We start from the raw sequence: 15,328 nt of genomic DNA, 5'->3' as shown, positions 1-15,328 counted from the left end.
CGCACGGCCTACCTACGCCCCCGTAACCTACGGCAACGTAAGTATGGCAGCGCGTCACCCGGCGGCAAGGGCCCGTGGGCCTGTGCGTCCGGGTCGACACCTATCCTTGAAGTCGGTCGGACAGCGCGGTCCGCTCTGATTTCTTCCCGGACGTCCGGCCCGCAAGCGGCGCACGCCGCGCGAGACGCCGTCCGGGTTCCCTCCCAGACGAGCTTCAACACTGCAAGGAGCCGCACCTGTGAGCAGTGCCGACGACCAGACCACCACGACGAGCAGCGAGCTGCGCGCCGACATCCGCCGACTGGGCGACCTCCTGGGCGAGACCCTGGTCCGGCAGGAGGGCCCGGAGCTGCTCGACCTCGTCGAGAAGGTCCGCCGACTCACCCGTGAGGACGGCGAGGCCGCCGCCGAGCTGCTGCGCGGCACCGAACTGCAGACCGCGGCCAAGCTGGTCCGCGCCTTCTCCACCTACTTCCACCTGGCCAACGTCACCGAACAGGTGCACCGCGGCCGCGAACTGCGCGCCCGCCGCGCCGCCGAGGGCGGACTGCTCTCCCGCACCGCCGACCGCCTCAAGGACGCCGACCCCGAACACCTGCGCGAGACGGTCCGCAACCTCAACATCCGGCCCGTCTTCACCGCACACCCCACCGAGGCCGCCCGCCGCTCCGTCCTCAACAAGCTCCGCCGGATCGCCGCCCTCCTCGACACCCCGGTCATCGCCTCCGACCGGCGTCGCCTGGACACCCGGCTCGCCGAGAACATCGACCTCGTCTGGCAGACCGACGAACTGCGCGTCGTCCGCCCCGAACCCGCCGACGAGGCCCGCAACGCCATCTACTACCTCGACGAACTGCACGCCGGCGCCGTCGGCGACGTCCTGGAGGACCTCACCGCCGAACTGGAACGCGTCGGCGTCCACCTCCCCGACGACACCCGCCCCCTCACCTTCGGCACCTGGATCGGCGGCGACCGCGACGGCAACCCCAACGTCACCCCCCAGGTCACCTGGGACGTCCTCATCCTCCAGCACGAACACGGCATCAACGACGCCCTGGAGATGATCGACGAACTGCGCCACTTCCTCTCCAACTCCATCCGCTACGCCGGAGCCACCGAGGAACTGCTCACCTCCCTCCAGGCCGACCTCGACGCCCTCCCCGAGATCAGCCCCCGCTACAAGCGCCTCAACGCCGAAGAGCCCTACCGGCTCAAGGCCACCTGCATCCGCCAGAAGCTGGAGAACACCAAGCTCCGCCTCGCCAAGGGCACCCCCCACGAACCCGGCCGCGACTACCTCGGCACCGGCGAACTCCTCACCGACCTGCGGATCATCCAGGCCTCCCTGCGCGAACACCGCGGCGGCCTCTTCGCCGACGGCCGCCTCGCCCGCACCATCCGCACCCTGGCCGCCTTCGGCCTCCAGCTCGCCACCATGGACGTACGCGAACACGCCGACGCCCACCACCACGCCCTCGGCCAGCTGTTCGACCGGCTCGGCGAGGAATCCTGGCGGTACGCCGACATGCCCCGCGAGTACCGGTCCAAGCTGCTCGCCAAGGAACTCCGCAGCAGGCGCCCCCTCGCCCCCACCCCCGCCCCCGTCGACGCCGCCGGCGAGAAGACCCTCGGCGTCTTCCAGACCGTCAAGCGCGCCCTCGAGGTCTTCGGCCCCGAGGTCGTCGAGTCCTACATCATCTCCATGTGCCAGGGCGCCGACGACGTCTTCGCCGCCGCCGTCCTCGCCCGCGAGGCCGGACTCATCGACCTGCACGCCGGCTGGGCGAAGATCGGCATCGTCCCCCTCCTGGAGACCACCGACGAGCTCAAGGCCGCCGACACCATCCTCGAGGACATGCTCGCCGACCCCTCCTACCGGCGCCTCGTCGCCCTCAGGGGCGACGTCCAGGAGGTCATGCTCGGCTACTCCGACTCCTCCAAGTTCGGCGGCATCACCACCAGCCAGTGGGAGATCCACCGCGCCCAGCGCCGCCTGCGCGACGTCGCCCACCGCTACGGCGTACGGCTGCGCCTCTTCCACGGCCGCGGCGGCACCGTCGGCCGCGGCGGCGGCCCCACCCACGACGCCATCCTCGCCCAGCCCTGGGGCACCCTCGAAGGCGAGATCAAGGTCACCGAACAGGGCGAGGTCATCTCCGACAAGTACCTCATCCCCTCCCTCGCCCGGGAGAACCTGGAACTGTCCGTCGCGGCCACCCTCCAGGCATCCGCCCTGCACACCGCACCCCGCCAGTCCGACGAGGCCCTCGCCCGCTGGGACGCCGCCATGGACGTCGTCTCCGACGCCGCCCACACGGCCTACCGCCGGCTCGTCGAGGACCCCGACCTGCCGACGTACTTCCTGGCCTCCACGCCGGTCGACCAACTCGCCGACCTGCACCTGGGCTCACGGCCCTCCCGCCGCCCCGGCTCGGGCGTCTCGCTCGACGGACTGCGCGCCATCCCGTGGGTGTTCGGCTGGACCCAGTCCCGGCAGATCGTCCCCGGCTGGTACGGCGTCGGCTCCGGCCTCAAGGCACTGCGCGAGGCCGGCCTGGACACCGTCCTCGACGAGATGCACCAGCAGTGGCACTTCTTCCGCAACTTCATCTCCAACGTCGAGATGACCCTCGCCAAGACCGACCTGCGCATCGCCCAGCACTACGTCGACACCCTCGTCCCCGACGAGCTCAAGCACGTCTTCGACGCCATCAAGGCCGAGCACGAGCTCACCGTCCGCGAGGTCCTGCGCGTCACCGGAGAGGCGGAACTCCTCGACGCCGACCCGGTCCTCAAGCAGACCTTCGCCATCCGCGACGCCTACCTGGACCCCATCTCCTACCTCCAGGTGGCCCTCCTCAAGCGCCAGCGCGACGCCGCCGGCGCCGGCGAACAGCCCGACCCGCTGCTCTCCCGCGCCCTGCTGCTCACCGTCAACGGCGTCGCCGCCGGCCTGCGCAACACCGGCTGACCCGGCACGACGAAGGGCGCCCCCGGCCTCGTACGGCCGGGGGCGCCCCCTCGTCCTGCACGGTCGGTGTCCTACACGGCCAGGAAAGCCGCCGTCAGCAGCACCGCCCCCGACAGCCCCAGCACCCACGCCGCCCGCGTCCGCAGCAGACCCCCCGCCACCACGACCGACGCGAGCAGCAGCGCACCGCCCAGCGGAACCCACGCGTACAGGATCCCGGCGGCACCCGACCGGACCGCGCGGGCGCCGCCCGGCTTCAGCACCACCGCGTACGTCCGCCCCTCCGCCACGGCCACCGAATCCTCCAGCACGACCTCCGCACGCGGCTGCGACCCCGGCGACAACGGGCTGTACGGCCCCGCGCACGTCGTCGCGCCGCACCGCGCCACCGCCACCGTGCCGCGCTCGCGCCCCTTCGTCAGCATCGCGTGCTGCGCCGTACCCCACGACGCCCACACACCCGCGATCAGGATCACCACGGTGACCGCGCCCATCACCGCGAACCGGCCGAACCGCAGGGCAAAGGAGCCACGGGAGGAACGGGCAGCGGGAGACATGGCCGAGATCCTTGGCCATGACCTCGCGGTCGGTCAACTCGGGTGGGAACCGACGGGGCACATCAACCGGTGCGCCCCTCAGCAGGTCAGGAGTTGTACGTACTCTGCGCCCGCTCCAGCCCCTCGATCACCAGACACTCCACCGCGTCCGCCGCCCGGTCCACGAACCAGTCCAGCTCCTTGCGCTCCGCCGAAGAGAAGTCCCTCAGCACGAAGTCCGCCACCTGCATCCGCCCCGGCGGCCGCCCGATCCCGAACCGCACCCGGTGGTAATCCCGCCCGAACGCCTTCGTCATCGACTTCAGCCCGTTGTGACCGTTGTCCCCGCCACCCAGCTTCAGCCGCAGCGTCCCGTACTCGATGTCCAGCTCGTCATGGACCGCCACCACGTTCGCCACCGGCACCTTGTAGAACTCCCGCAGCGCGTTCACCGGCCCGCCCGACAGATTCATGTACGACATCGGCTTCGCCAGCACCACCCGCCGGTTCGCCGGCCCCGGCGGCCCGATCCGGCCCTCCACCACCTGCGCCTGAGCCTTGCCGGCCCGCTTGAACCGGCCCCCCATCCGCTCCGCCAGCAGATCCGCCACCATGAACCCCACGTTGTGGCGGTTCATCGCATACTCCGGCCCCGGATTGCCCAGCCCCACCACCAGCCAGGGACCCGCCGCACCGGCCGCCGCATCCGTCGTCACGTCCATGTCTCCTTCGTACGCTCCATCACACGCGCCCTCATACGCGTCGGCCGCTGCCCCGTACGGGAACAGCGGCCGACGAAACGACGACTCGGAACGAGGATCAGGCCTCGGCGGCCGCCTCGCCCTCACCCTCGGCGGGCGCCTCCTCCGCCTGCGCGGCCAGCACCTGGATGACGACGGCGTCCTCCTCGACGGCCAGCTTGGTGCCCTTCGGGAGGGTGACGTCCTTGGCGAGGATGGAGGCGCCGGCCTCCAGACCCTCGACGGAGACGGTCACGCTCTCCGGGATGTGCGTGGCCTCGGCCTCGACCGGCAGCGCGGCCAGCACGTGCTCCAGCAGGTAGCCGCCCGGGGCCAGCTCACCCTCGGTCTGCACCGGGATCTCGACCTGGACGGTCTCGCCGCGCTGCACCAGCTGCAGGTCCACGTGCTCCAGGAAGCCCTTCAGCGGGTCACGCTGCACCGACTTCGGGATCGCCAGCTCGCTCGACGTGCCGTCGATGTCCAGCGCGATCAGCACGTTCGGCGTACGCAGCGCGAGCAGCAGCTCGTGGCCCGGAAGGCTCAGGTGCAGCGGGTCCGAACCGTGCCCGTACAGCACACCCGGAACCTTGTTGTCACGACGGATACGGCGCGCGGCACCCTTGCCGAACTCGGTGCGCGTCGCGGCGGAGATCTTCACCTCGGACATGCTCACTCCTCGAAAGTCAGAAACGGACGTGGTCACCCGGCCACGAACGGCCTGCTACGAAGAGCGCGTCGATAACGGATCGCCGTACCCCTTCCGAAAAGCGGTACGGCCTCCCTCGCCGAGCAACTTCGACAGTCTACTCGGACCAGGAGGCCGCACCCAAAACGATCACCGGCGGACCCGGTGCAGAACCCTTACTGCACCGACCGCACAGGACTACTGCTCGTCGAACAGGCTCGTCACCGAACCGTCCCGGAACACCTCACGCACCGCACGCGCGATCGTCGGCGCGATCGACAACACCGTGATCTTGTCCAACGACTCGCTCAGCTCACCCGGCGTCGGCAACGTGTTCGTGAACACGAACTCACTCACCCGCGAGTTCTTCAGACGATCCGCCGCCGGACCCGACAGCACACCGTGCGTCGCCGTCACGATCACATCCTCCGCACCATGCGCGAACAGAGCGTCCGCCGCGGCGCAGATCGTGCCACCCGTGTCGATCATGTCGTCCACCAGGACGCAGATGCGCCCCTCCACGTCACCCACGACCTCGTGCACCGTGACCTGATTCGCCACGTCCTTGTCACGCCGCTTGTGCACGATCGCCAGCGGCGCACCCAACCGGTCGCACCAACGGTCCGCCACCCGCACACGACCCGCGTCCGGAGACACCACCGTCAGCTTCGAACGGTCCACCTTCGCACCCACGTAGTCCGCGAGCAGCGGCAGAGCGAAGAGATGGTCGACCGGCCCGTCGAAGAAACCCTGGATCTGATCCGTGTGCAGATCCACCGCCAGCAACCGGTCCGCGCCCGCCGTCTTCATCAGGTCCGCGATCAGACGCGCCGAGATCGGTTCACGACCCCGGTGCTTCTTGTCCTGCCGCGCGTAACCGTAGAACGGCACGATGACCGTGATGGACCTGGCCGACGCGCGCTTCAACGCGTCGATCATGATCAACTGCTCCATGATCCACTTGTTGATCGGAGCAGTGTGGCTCTGGATCAGGAAACAGTCGGCACCACGAGCCGACTCCTGATACCGCACATAGATCTCACCATTGGCGAAGTCGAAGGCCTTCGTCGGCACGACCCCGACATCCAGCTGTTGGGCGACCTCCTCGGCAAGCTCGGGGTGGGCGCGGCCGGAGAAGAACATCATCTTCTTCTCGCCGGTCGTCTTGATCCCGGTCACAGCACAGTCTCCTCAGAGGTGTCGCAGCTGGTGGCGGTGCAGAAGTGCACTTATCACGGTACGCCCTGTACGAGAGGACCGAATCCGGTCAGCCCTCACCGGCCGGCTCCCGGGAAGCCGCCTCCGCCGCCTTCGCGGCAGCACTCCCCGGACGCTTACGAGCCACCCAACCCTCGATATTCCGCTGCTGACCACGGGCCACGGCCAGCGAACCCGGCGGCACATCCTTCGTGATCACCGAACCGGCAGCCGTGTAAGCACCGTCCCCGACCGTGACAGGCGCCACAAACATGTTGTCCGAACCCGTCCTGCAGTGCGACCCGACCGTCGTGTGATGTTTGTCCTGCCCGTCGTAATTGACGAACACACTCGCCGCACCGATGTTCGAGAACTCGCCGATCGTCGCATCCCCCACATACGACAGATGCGGAACCTTCGACCCCTCACCGATCGACGCGTTCTTCGTCTCCACATACGTACCGATCTTGGCCTTACGTGCCAGCCGCGACCCCGGACGCAGATACGCGTACGGCCCCACACTCGCCTCAGGACCCACCTCGGCACCCACCGCCACCGCGTTGTCCACCCGCGCACCCGCACCCACACGGGTATCGGTCAGCCGCGAGTTCGGCCCCACCTCACACCCCTCCGCGAGATGCGTGGCCCCGAGCAACTGCGTCCCCGGATGAACGACGACGTCCTGCTCGAACGTCACGGTCACATCGACCCACGTCGACGCCGGATCGACCACGGTCACACCCGACAGCATGGCCTCCGTCAGCAACCGGTCATTGAGGATCCGCCGCGCCTCGGACAACTGCACCCGGTTGTTGATCCCCGCGATCTCACGATGATCCCCCGCCACCGACGCACCCACCCGGTGCCCCGCCCCACGCAGGATCCCGAGCACGTCCGTCAGGTACTCCTCACCCTGACTGTTGTCCGTCCGCACCCTCTTCAACGCGTCCGCAAGCAACGCCCCGTCGAACGCGAACACACCCGAATTGATCTCCCGGATCGCCCGCTGCGCCTCGGACGCGTCCTTGTGCTCCACGATCGCCGTGACCGCACCGCCCTCGTCCCGCACGATCCGCCCGTAACCGGTCGCGTCCGGCACCTCGGCCGTCAGCACCGTCACCGCGTTCCCGTCGGCGGTGTGCGTGGCCGACAGCCGCCGCAACGTCTCACCCGTCAGCAGCGGGGTGTCACCACAGACCACGACCACGGTCCCGTCCACGGAACCCCCCAGCTCCTCCAGACCCGTCCGCACGGCGTGCCCGGTGCCGTTCTGCTCCGCCTGCACGGCGGTACGCACGTCCGGGGCGATCTCCGCGAGATGCGCGGTCACCTTCTCGCGGGCGTGACCCACGACGACGACCAGGTGCTCCGGCTCCAGCTCACCGGCTGCGGCGAGCACATGGCCCACCAGGGAACGGCCACAGATGTCGTGCAGGACCTTCGGTGTGGCCGACTTCATACGGGTGCCCTCACCCGCTGCGAGAACGACGACGGCTGCCGGGCGATTGGTGCTCACGGGATGCCCTTCGGCTGTGATGGGGAGGGGGGTGACATCCGCAGGATACCGGGGGTGTTCGCGGGGGACATGAGAGCGGGCCCTGACAGTGCAGTCAGGGCCCGAACGTGAGCATGTGCTCCCGGGGGAGGACTCGAACCCCCATGATCAGAACCAAAATCTGACGTCTTGCCCTTAGACGACCCGGGATTACCGCTATGCCCGATTTCGCAGATCGGTCGCGGTGGCAGCCCCTACTATGCCGTACCACCAGCCTTCGATGCGACGGTGTAGGTCGGCGCTTCCCAGAACGGCGACTCGCAGGCAGCCGTAGTAGCCCTCGCCTGTGTTCGTTCGGTTGGTCTTGGGGTTGTGCCTCTTGAGGCTGGTTTTCAGGAGGTCCTCCACCTCGATGCCGACTTGGTCTGCCCAGAAGGCCTCGGCCTTGGAGATGTCTGCGGACTCGTGGATGTTGACCGAGAAGCGGCGGCGGTGAGGTTCCACGTCGAGCAGGTCAAGCCAGAGGAGGAACACCTTGATCATGTTCGGGTCGCTGTTCACGAAGATGACGCGCCGGTGGCTGCCTTCCTTGGCCTTGGCTCCTTCGGACCAGTAGAGCCCCACGCCTACCAGGAAAAGCTCGCGTGAGGTGAGAGGCCCGATCTCGCTCTCGGCGATGCTTCGCAGTTCCTCCCGTGCGACGGTGCGGTTCCCGACTGCTTGCTTCACGCCGAGCCGTGCTGCCGTCATGTCAGGTCGACTGGGCCGTGCCAGCGATGGCAGATCCCGTACCCACAGGGAAATCGAGCTTTTGGAGCAGCCCAGCTCTGCCTGAATCTGGTTATACGTCCAGCCTTGTAGCCGGAGCTCTCGCGCCTTGGCTCGGAGGTCGTCCTTCGCGTTGGGGCGTCTCGTCCAGGCCGGCGGCGGTTCGCCCTTCACCAGCTGGTTGAGGATGTCGTTGTTGTAGATCTTCAGTTCGTCGCGGATCTGCCGGAGGCTGTGGCCCGCCCGTCGCAGGGCGAGCGCCTGCTCCCGCAGGGCTTCGAAGTCGGCGTACTTGCCGGGTGCGTGTGTCACACGCATACCGTCCGGGCGGAATGGTCGGTTCCCCCCCCTCGAACGGTGTCCGATTCAGCAGTTCGAGGGATTTCGGGCCGTATCGCATTCGGGGAATCACCCGGTGTGGTGCGGTTTGGGCGTGGAAACTCTTCGGGAAAGCGGAGCTTCCCGCCCGTAGGCTGGAGTCATGACCACGACGGGGGAAGAGCTGGTGACGGCCCGGGGAGGGCCGTGGTGGTGGGACAGGCGGCGTGGTGCCGTGCTGGATGTGGGGCTCGCGGTGGTGTCCGCGGTGGAGTGCGGGGTGGAGGGGGTCCCGTTCGCGCGGGAGGCGGGGATTCCGGTCCCTGTGGGGGTCGTCTTCGGTCTGCTGGCCGGTTCGGTGCTGCTGGTGCGGCGGAAGTGGCCGATCGCGGTGGTGCTGGTGGGGGTCGCGGTGACGCCGGCGGCGATGGGTTTCCTGCTGGGGCTCGTCGGTCTGTATTCGCTGGCGGCGTCCGAGGTGCCGCGGCGGATCATCGGGTCGCTGGCCGGGATGCAGTTGGTGGGTGTGCTCGTCGTGATGTTCGTGCGGATGCGGCAGGACCTCGCGAAGGAGGACGTGGACGTCGGCGACTGGCTGGTGCCGTTCGCGTCGATCACGACGGCGTTGGGGATGACGGCGCCGCCGTTGTTGCTGGGTCTGTACGTGGGGGCGCGGCGGCGGTTGATGGAGAGCCTGCGGGAGCGGGCGGACAGTCTGGAGCGGGAGCTGCAGTTGCTCGCGGAGCGGGCGGAGGAGCGGGCGGAGTGGGCGCGGGGTGAGGAGCGGACGCGGATCGCGCGTGAGATGCATGACGTGGTGGCGCACCGGGTGAGTCTGATGGTGGTGCATGCGGCGGCGTTGCAGGCGGTGGCGCGGAAGGATCCGGAGAAGGCGGTGAGGAACGCTGCTCTGGTGGGGGACATGGGGCGGCAGGCGTTGACGGAGTTGCGGGAGATGCTCGGGGTGCTGCGGTCCGGTGGGGACGGGGGGCGGCGGGAGCGGGCGTCGGTGCCGTTGGCGGCGGTGGGGGTGGCTGCTGCGGCGGCTGCGTCGCGGGTGGTGGATGAGGGGGAGGGGCCGTGTCTGTCGGAGATCGAGGAGTTGGTGGGGCAGTCGGCGGCGGCGGGGATGGTGGTGGATCTGTCGGTGGTGGGGGAGGCGCGGTCGTGTGCGCGGGAGGTGGAGTCGACGGCTTATCGGGTGGTGCAGGAGGCGTTGACGAACGTGCACAAGCATGCGGCGGGTGCGAAGACGTATGTGCGTCTGGCGTATCGGGTGTCGGAGATCGCGATGCAGGTGGAGAACGAGCCGCCGTCGGGGGCGGTGTCGTCGGCGGGGTTGCCGTCGGGAGGGAATGGTCTGGTGGGGATGAGGGAGCGGGTGTCGGCGTTGGGTGGGGTGTTTGTGTCGGGGCCGACGGATGCGGGGGGTTTTCGGGTGTCTGCGGTGATTCCGACGGTGTAGTCGGTGGTGGGTTCAGCCGGCGGTGAGGCGTGTGGGTCGTGTGCCGGTGATGAGGGTGGCGAGGGCGTGGTCGATGTCGGGGCCGAGGTACCAGTCGCCGGTGTGGTCGAGGGCGTAGGCGCGGCCTTGGGTGTCGATGGCGAGGAGTGCCCGGGTGTCGGTTTCGGTGCCGAGGGGGCAGACCTCGGTGTCGAGGGCGCGGCCGAGGTCGCCGAGGGTGCGGGCCATGTGGAGGCCGTGGAGGGGGTCGAGGTGGAGGGTGGTGGGGGCGATGTGGCGGCCGGGGCCGGTGGGGGTGATGTGGAGTCCGCCGAATTCGGCCCAGGCTTCGACGGCGGCGGGGAAGACGGTGTGGCGGTGTCCGGCGGGTGAGGTGTGGTCGCGGAGGGTGTCGGCCCAGATTTCGGCTTGTTTGATGTCCCAGCGTCCGGGTTGCCAGCCGGCGGTGCGCAGGGCGGCGTCGACGGGTACGGCGAAGCGGGTGGTGGAGGTGCGGTCGGTGTGCATCTGCCTTCAGCTCGTCTGCCTTTAGCTCGTCTGGGTCGTGTGGGGGTGGGCTGGGGTCAGCCGGTGGTGGCGGGGTCGACCAAGCGGACGCCGAAGTGGGCGGTGAGGGCGGTGCAGGCGCGGCAGGGGGTGGCGTAGGAGCCGTGGAGGGGGTCGCCGTCCTCGCGGATGCGGCGGGTGGTGAGTTTGGCGTGTTTGAGGGCTCTGCGGGCTTCGCCGTTGGTCATGGGTTTGCGTGCGGCGCGTTTGCTGCGTGCGGCGTCGGCGGTGGTGAGGTGCCGGGAGATGAGGATGGTTTCGGCGCAGCGGCCGGTGAAGCGGTCGCGTTGGTCGCTGGTGAGGGTGTCGAGGAAGTCCTGGACGAGGGGGTGGAGGGCGGGGGGTGTGTCGCCGCGGGCGGCGGTGCAGGTGAGGGTGGTGCCGCGGACGGAGAGGGCTGCGGCGATGGTGGGGAGGATGCCGTCGCGGCGGTGGTGGAGGGTGGGGGGGTGGGGGGTGTCGGTGGCGCTCCAGCCGATGCGGGGGTCGCCGGATGGGCCGGTGTGCGGCCCTGTCTGCATCACGTTCATGATCATCTTCCCCTCCCGAGTGTGTCCCCGGTGGTCACAGGGTGCCAAATGGGGTGGCTGATGTGGAAGCTGGGGCGGGGTGACACGCCCGGGCGGGGGCGGGGTGTCACGGGGTGGTGACGTGTGGTCACGGAAGCGGAGGGGTGGTCGGCCGGTGCCGGTGACCGGTGGGGGTGTACCGCATAGGCTGTCGGCACCGCGATCCGTGCGGTGTTCTGCGTGCTGGTGTGTGCGGGCGCCGTGGGGGTCGTGGCGGTAAGCAGTGGAGACAGACGTGAGTGTCGAATACGTTCCGTAGTGGTCCGAAGGTGGGCGGTGCGGGGCGTACAGAGTGCCGCAGGGGGCAACCGCCATGACGACAGGTCGGCTCGGGCAGGAGGCCGTGCCGCCGAACGCGGCTTATGCCGGGCAGGTCGTGCACTTCCCGGATCCGGTGCGGGCGGCGCGTCATCCGAGGGGGGTGCGGGTGGACGAGCGTGGTTACCCGGATTTCTCGCCTTATGCGCGTGCGGCGGCGGAGGTGGCGGAGCCGCCTGAGGGTTTCGGTGTGGACGAGTTGCGGCTGACGGATTACGTGTCGGCGAACGCGGCGCTGGCGGCGAGTGGTCATGAGTTGTGGGACACGGTGCCGGCGGTGGCGACGCCGCATGGTTGGACGTGGCATCACGTGGTGGGGTCGCGGCGGCTGGAGTTGGTGCCGGTCGAGGTGAAGGCGTTGCTGCGGCATCACGGTGGGGTGGCGACGTCGGCGGTGGATCATGGGAAGCGGGGGACGCGGCCGTTGCAGGAGACGCGTCCGGCGCATTTCGGGCTGCCGAAGTCGGGTGTGGCGGTGACGGAGTCGCAGGTGCTGGGGGTCGAGGAGGATCTCGGGTACCGGTTGCCGGGTGCGTACCGGTCGTTTCTGAAGGCGGCGGGTGGTTGTGCGCCGGTGGGGACGGCGTTGGACGCGGAGTTGGGGCTGCTGGTGGACCAGCCGTTCTTCACGGTGCGGGACGAGGCGGCGGTCAATGATCTGGTGTATGTGAACAAGTGTCTGCGTGATCATCTGACCAAGGACTATCTGTGTGTGGCGTTCGTGCAGGGTGGTCTGCTGGCGGTGAAGGTGCGGGGTGAGCGGCAGGGTTCGGTGTGGTTCTGCGCGTACGACGATGCGCGGGACGTGGATCCGTCGTGGCCGCCGGCCGAGCGGGTGGAGCGGTTGTTGTTGTCGTGCGGGGACGATTTCGACGTGTTCCTGTCCCGGCTGGCGGGGTCTCCGCCGGAGCTGGAGACGGTGGCGAATCTGATGGTGGACGGTGGGTTCGCGCGTGCCGTTCCGGTTTCTTCCGCGGGGGAGTGAGCTTCGGCGATGGTGACGTTCGCGCAGGCGCAGGAGCGCGCGGAGGAGTGGGTCAACGGGGATGTGCCGTCGTACCAGCACCGTGAGGTGCGGGTGCGGGAGTTCGACCTCGGGTTCGTGGTGTGGGCGGAGGACCGTGCGGACGGGCCGCGTTCGGACGGGGGTGCGCAGCGGCTGGTGATCGCCCGGGACAGTGGTGAGGCGACGTTGTGGCCGGCGTTGCCGGTGGGTGAGGTGATCCGCCGGTACGAGGAGGAGTACGGCCGTGGTGACGCGGTGTCCGGGCCGGTGCCGCCGGCTGCGGCGCGGGTGGATCTGAATCAGACCTCGTTCTTGTTGAGTCCGCCGGAGTGGCTGCAGGAGGCGGCGGACCGGCTGGGGATTCCGGATCGGCGGGGTGAGGGTTCGGGCTCGTCCGTGGGGTCTGCCGCGGGTGTGGGTTCGGGTGCGGATGTGTCCGGTGGGCCGGGGTCGGTTCCGGGTTCCGGTTCGGCTTCGTCCGCGGGTGCCGGTTCTTCGGGGGAGGGTGCCGGGGCGGGGAGCGGTGCCGCGTGGCCCGCTGCCGGGGGGAGTGGTGCGCAGGCGGGGGACGGGGCGACTCCGTGGGCCGGTACGGACACCAACGCCGATGCGGGTGAGGACCGTTCGGTGCCGTTGCCGGAGACTGTGTTCGCGTCGCAGTTGAGTGAGGCCGGTGACGACGCTCCGCCGCCGGCGGCTCCGCCGGAGGCGAAGACGGCGCTGATGTCGGGCGGCAGCGGGCTTCCGCCGACGGCCGTCGCGCCGGTGGTCCGGGATTCGGGTGCGCCGCAGGGAGCGCCGGGCGCACCGCCGCCCACGCAGGGTGGTGCGCCCACGCCTCCGCCGCCGGTCGGTGGTGCGCCCACGCCTCCGCCGGCCGGTCCGGGGGTGCCGGCGCGGCCGCTCGCGCCGAACGCCGGGGACATCGCGGACGCCGCGACCAGCAAGGCGGCTCCGCCTGCGCGGCGCGGTCCGGGTGCGACGCCCCCGCCCCCGCCTCCGCCGGGTGCCCCGGGTGCGCGTCCGGGCGGTGCGCCCGCGGCGCCGTCCGCCCCGGCGGGCGGGTACGTGCCGACGCAGATGGTGTCGTCGCTCGGTCCCGGCGGGCCGGGGGCGCCGGGCGGTCCGACCCCGCCGCCGGGGACGCCGGCTCCGCCCGCGCCGCCCGGTGGTGTGCATCACGCGGCGACGATGCTCGCCGGCCCGGGTGGCACGGGTCCGGGCGGCCCCGGTGCGCCGCAGCCTCCGGGTCCGCCGCCGGGTGTTCCCGGTGCGCCGCAGCCTCCGGGTCCGCCGCCGGGTGTTCCCGGTGCGCCGCGGCCTCCCGGCCCCCCCGGGGGTTCGGGTGCCCCCGGCGCCGCGCAGCCGCCGGGTGCCCCCGGCGCCGCGGGGCGCGGGCCCGTGCACCACGCGGAGACGGTGCTGGCCGCGCCGCCGGTGGCCGGGCCCGGTGTGCCTCCGCCTCCGCCGCCGCCGGGTACGCCTCCGGCCGGTGTTCCGGTGCCGGGGCAGCCGCCGGCGTACGGCTATCCGCAGCCGCCCGCCGGTCGGCCGACCGTCGGCCCGGGCTACCAGGCCGTGTTGCGCTACCGCGCGCAGGACGGCAGTGAGCAGCAGCTGATCCGGCGCTCGGCGCCGGGTACGCCGCACCCGGAGTGGCAGATCTTCCACGAGCTGCGCGCCATGAACGTGCCGCCGGACCAGGTGCTGGAGCTGCACACCGAGCTGGAGTCGTGCGAGCTGCCGGGGGCGTACTGCGCGCGGATGATCCGTGAGCAGTGGCCGCAGGCGCGGATCACGTCCATCGCCCCCTACGGCACGGATCACGCGAGCCGGCAGCAGGGCATGCGGCAGTTGCTCGCCCACCAGGGTGAGTTGCATCAGGTGGCGGACGGTCCGGCGCGTCCCGCGCCGGTGCGTGCGCCGATTCCGCCGGTGCAGCCCGCGCCGCCGGTTGCGCCGGAGGCCGTCGCGCAGGAGCTGGCGGGGGCGTTCGGGCCGGGCGTGTTCCGGTTCGAGCAGGCGGCGGTGTCCCGGCAGGGTGTGCCGCCGGTCGTGGCGCACACCCTGGTGGTGGCGGGGCTGCCGCTGGACATGGGCCCGTTCTTCTGGGCGCAGGCGCAGCCGGGCCGGCCGGTGCCGACGCTGGCGGAGCTGGCGGCGGAGCGGGGTGTGCAGCCGGCTTCGGACGCGGGTTCGTACCTGGTGATGGGCAGTGACTTCGGCAAGGCGATCTGTGTGCAGTACGGCACGGCGAACATCGTCGCGGTGCCGGTGGAGTCCGGGCCGGGCGGTGTGCCGGCCGCGCCGCAGTTCGTGAACACCGGTCTGCCGGAGTTCGCGCGCTGTCTGGCGCTGCTGGGCCGGATGTGGCGGCTGCGGTTCGGGCTGAACCAGGAGCAGGCGGGCCGCTGGACGGTGGACTTCCAGGCGCAGTTGGCGGCGTTGGACCCGGCGGCGTTGGGGTCGCCGGAGAGCTGGTGGTCGGTGCTGCTGGAGGAGATGTGGGACGGGTTGTTGTGATCCGTCGCAGCTGAGGCCCGTGCGAGGTGAGGAGCCGGGTCCGGTCGTCAGGACGACCGGGCCCGGCTTTTGCGTGCCCTCCTCGCGGAGTGTCGCGTTATGAACACTTCCGTGTCATCCACCAAGATGTGCGCGATTCATCCCATTTCGTACCCGGTCTTTCGTACTGGGTTTCGGGTCCGTCGGTG

General features: G+C 70.3%; 12 protein-coding genes and 1 tRNA gene. 4 read left to right on the top strand and 9 right to left on the bottom strand.

All coding sequences use genetic code 11. From position 1 onward, the window contains the following. Positions 1–238 precede the first annotated feature (238 nt). Complete coding sequence (gene ppc / locus ACZ8ZB_RS14160; protein ID WP_470738075.1) at positions 239–2,971, top strand: phosphoenolpyruvate carboxylase; 2,733 nt, start codon at positions 239–241, stop codon at positions 2,969–2,971. A gap of 71 nt (positions 2,972–3,042) precedes the next feature. On the opposite strand, the gene ACZ8ZB_RS14155 is transcribed toward ppc, so the two are convergent. The 7 genes from ACZ8ZB_RS14155 to ACZ8ZB_RS14125 all read right to left on the bottom strand — a co-directional run bounded on the left by ACZ8ZB_RS14155 (position 3,043) and on the right by ACZ8ZB_RS14125 (position 8,713). Further along, complete coding sequence (locus ACZ8ZB_RS14155; RefSeq protein ID WP_470738074.1) at positions 3,043–3,528, bottom strand: hypothetical protein; 486 nt, start codon at positions 3,526–3,528, stop codon at positions 3,043–3,045. An 86-nt stretch (positions 3,529–3,614) separates the two neighbouring features. Next, positions 3,615–4,229 (bottom strand): aminoacyl-tRNA hydrolase, encoded by a 615-nt coding sequence (gene pth / locus ACZ8ZB_RS14150; RefSeq protein WP_470738073.1) that lies wholly within the window; start codon positions 4,227–4,229, stop codon positions 3,615–3,617. Positions 4,230–4,326: 97 nt separating this feature from the next. After that, the gene (locus tag ACZ8ZB_RS14145; protein WP_470738072.1) at positions 4,327–4,917 is read right to left on the bottom strand and encodes a 50S ribosomal protein L25/general stress protein Ctc; all 591 of its coding nucleotides are present in this window, start codon (positions 4,915–4,917) and stop codon (positions 4,327–4,329) included. Between the two features lie 216 nt (positions 4,918–5,133). Continuing rightward, positions 5,134–6,114 (bottom strand): ribose-phosphate diphosphokinase, encoded by a 981-nt coding sequence (locus ACZ8ZB_RS14140; RefSeq protein WP_470738071.1) that lies wholly within the window; start codon positions 6,112–6,114, stop codon positions 5,134–5,136. Between the two features lie 88 nt (positions 6,115–6,202). Next, positions 6,203–7,648, bottom strand: a complete 1,446-nt coding sequence (gene glmU, locus ACZ8ZB_RS14135) for a bifunctional UDP-N-acetylglucosamine diphosphorylase/glucosamine-1-phosphate N-acetyltransferase GlmU (protein WP_470738070.1) — start codon at positions 7,646–7,648, stop codon at positions 6,203–6,205. A 118-nt stretch (positions 7,649–7,766) separates the two neighbouring features. Beyond that, positions 7,767–7,837, bottom strand: a tRNA-Gln gene (locus ACZ8ZB_RS14130). Positions 7,838–7,843: 6 nt separating this feature from the next. After that, on the bottom strand, positions 7,844–8,713 hold the full coding sequence (locus ACZ8ZB_RS14125) for a helix-turn-helix domain-containing protein (protein ID WP_470738069.1): 870 nt from the start codon (positions 8,711–8,713) through the stop codon (positions 7,844–7,846). Positions 8,714–8,876: 163 nt separating this feature from the next. On the opposite strand from ACZ8ZB_RS14125, the gene ACZ8ZB_RS14120 reads away from it, so the two are divergent. Next, positions 8,877–10,178: a sensor histidine kinase gene (locus tag ACZ8ZB_RS14120; protein WP_470738068.1), complete on the top strand. Its 1,302-nt coding sequence runs from the start codon at positions 8,877–8,879 to the stop codon at positions 10,176–10,178. A 12-nt stretch (positions 10,179–10,190) separates the two neighbouring features. Here ACZ8ZB_RS14120 and ACZ8ZB_RS14115 read toward each other — a convergent pair whose 3' ends face one another. Both ACZ8ZB_RS14115 and ACZ8ZB_RS14110 read right to left on the bottom strand, forming a co-directional pair. After that, complete coding sequence (locus ACZ8ZB_RS14115) at positions 10,191–10,685, bottom strand: SUKH-3 domain-containing protein (protein ID WP_470738067.1); 495 nt, start codon at positions 10,683–10,685, stop codon at positions 10,191–10,193. A 56-nt stretch (positions 10,686–10,741) separates the two neighbouring features. Continuing rightward, positions 10,742–11,254, bottom strand: a complete 513-nt coding sequence (locus ACZ8ZB_RS14110) for a YwqJ-related putative deaminase (RefSeq protein WP_470741479.1) — start codon at positions 11,252–11,254, stop codon at positions 10,742–10,744. A gap of 352 nt (positions 11,255–11,606) precedes the next feature. Between ACZ8ZB_RS14110 and ACZ8ZB_RS14105 the strand changes: the two genes are divergently transcribed. After that, a complete protein-coding gene (locus tag ACZ8ZB_RS14105; RefSeq protein ID WP_470738066.1) occupies positions 11,607–12,596 on the top strand; it encodes an SMI1/KNR4 family protein in 990 nt (329 codons plus the stop codon). A gap of 9 nt (positions 12,597–12,605) precedes the next feature. Continuing rightward, on the top strand, positions 12,606–15,140 hold the full coding sequence (locus ACZ8ZB_RS14100; protein WP_470738065.1) for an SUKH-4 family immunity protein: 2,535 nt from the start codon (positions 12,606–12,608) through the stop codon (positions 15,138–15,140). Positions 15,141–15,328 lie beyond the last annotated feature (188 nt).

Source organism: Streptomyces sp. 12E (assembly GCF_055633275.1).
The sequence above is the reverse complement of the archived record's forward strand: the minus strand, read 5'-3'. Positions and strand labels throughout refer to the sequence as shown.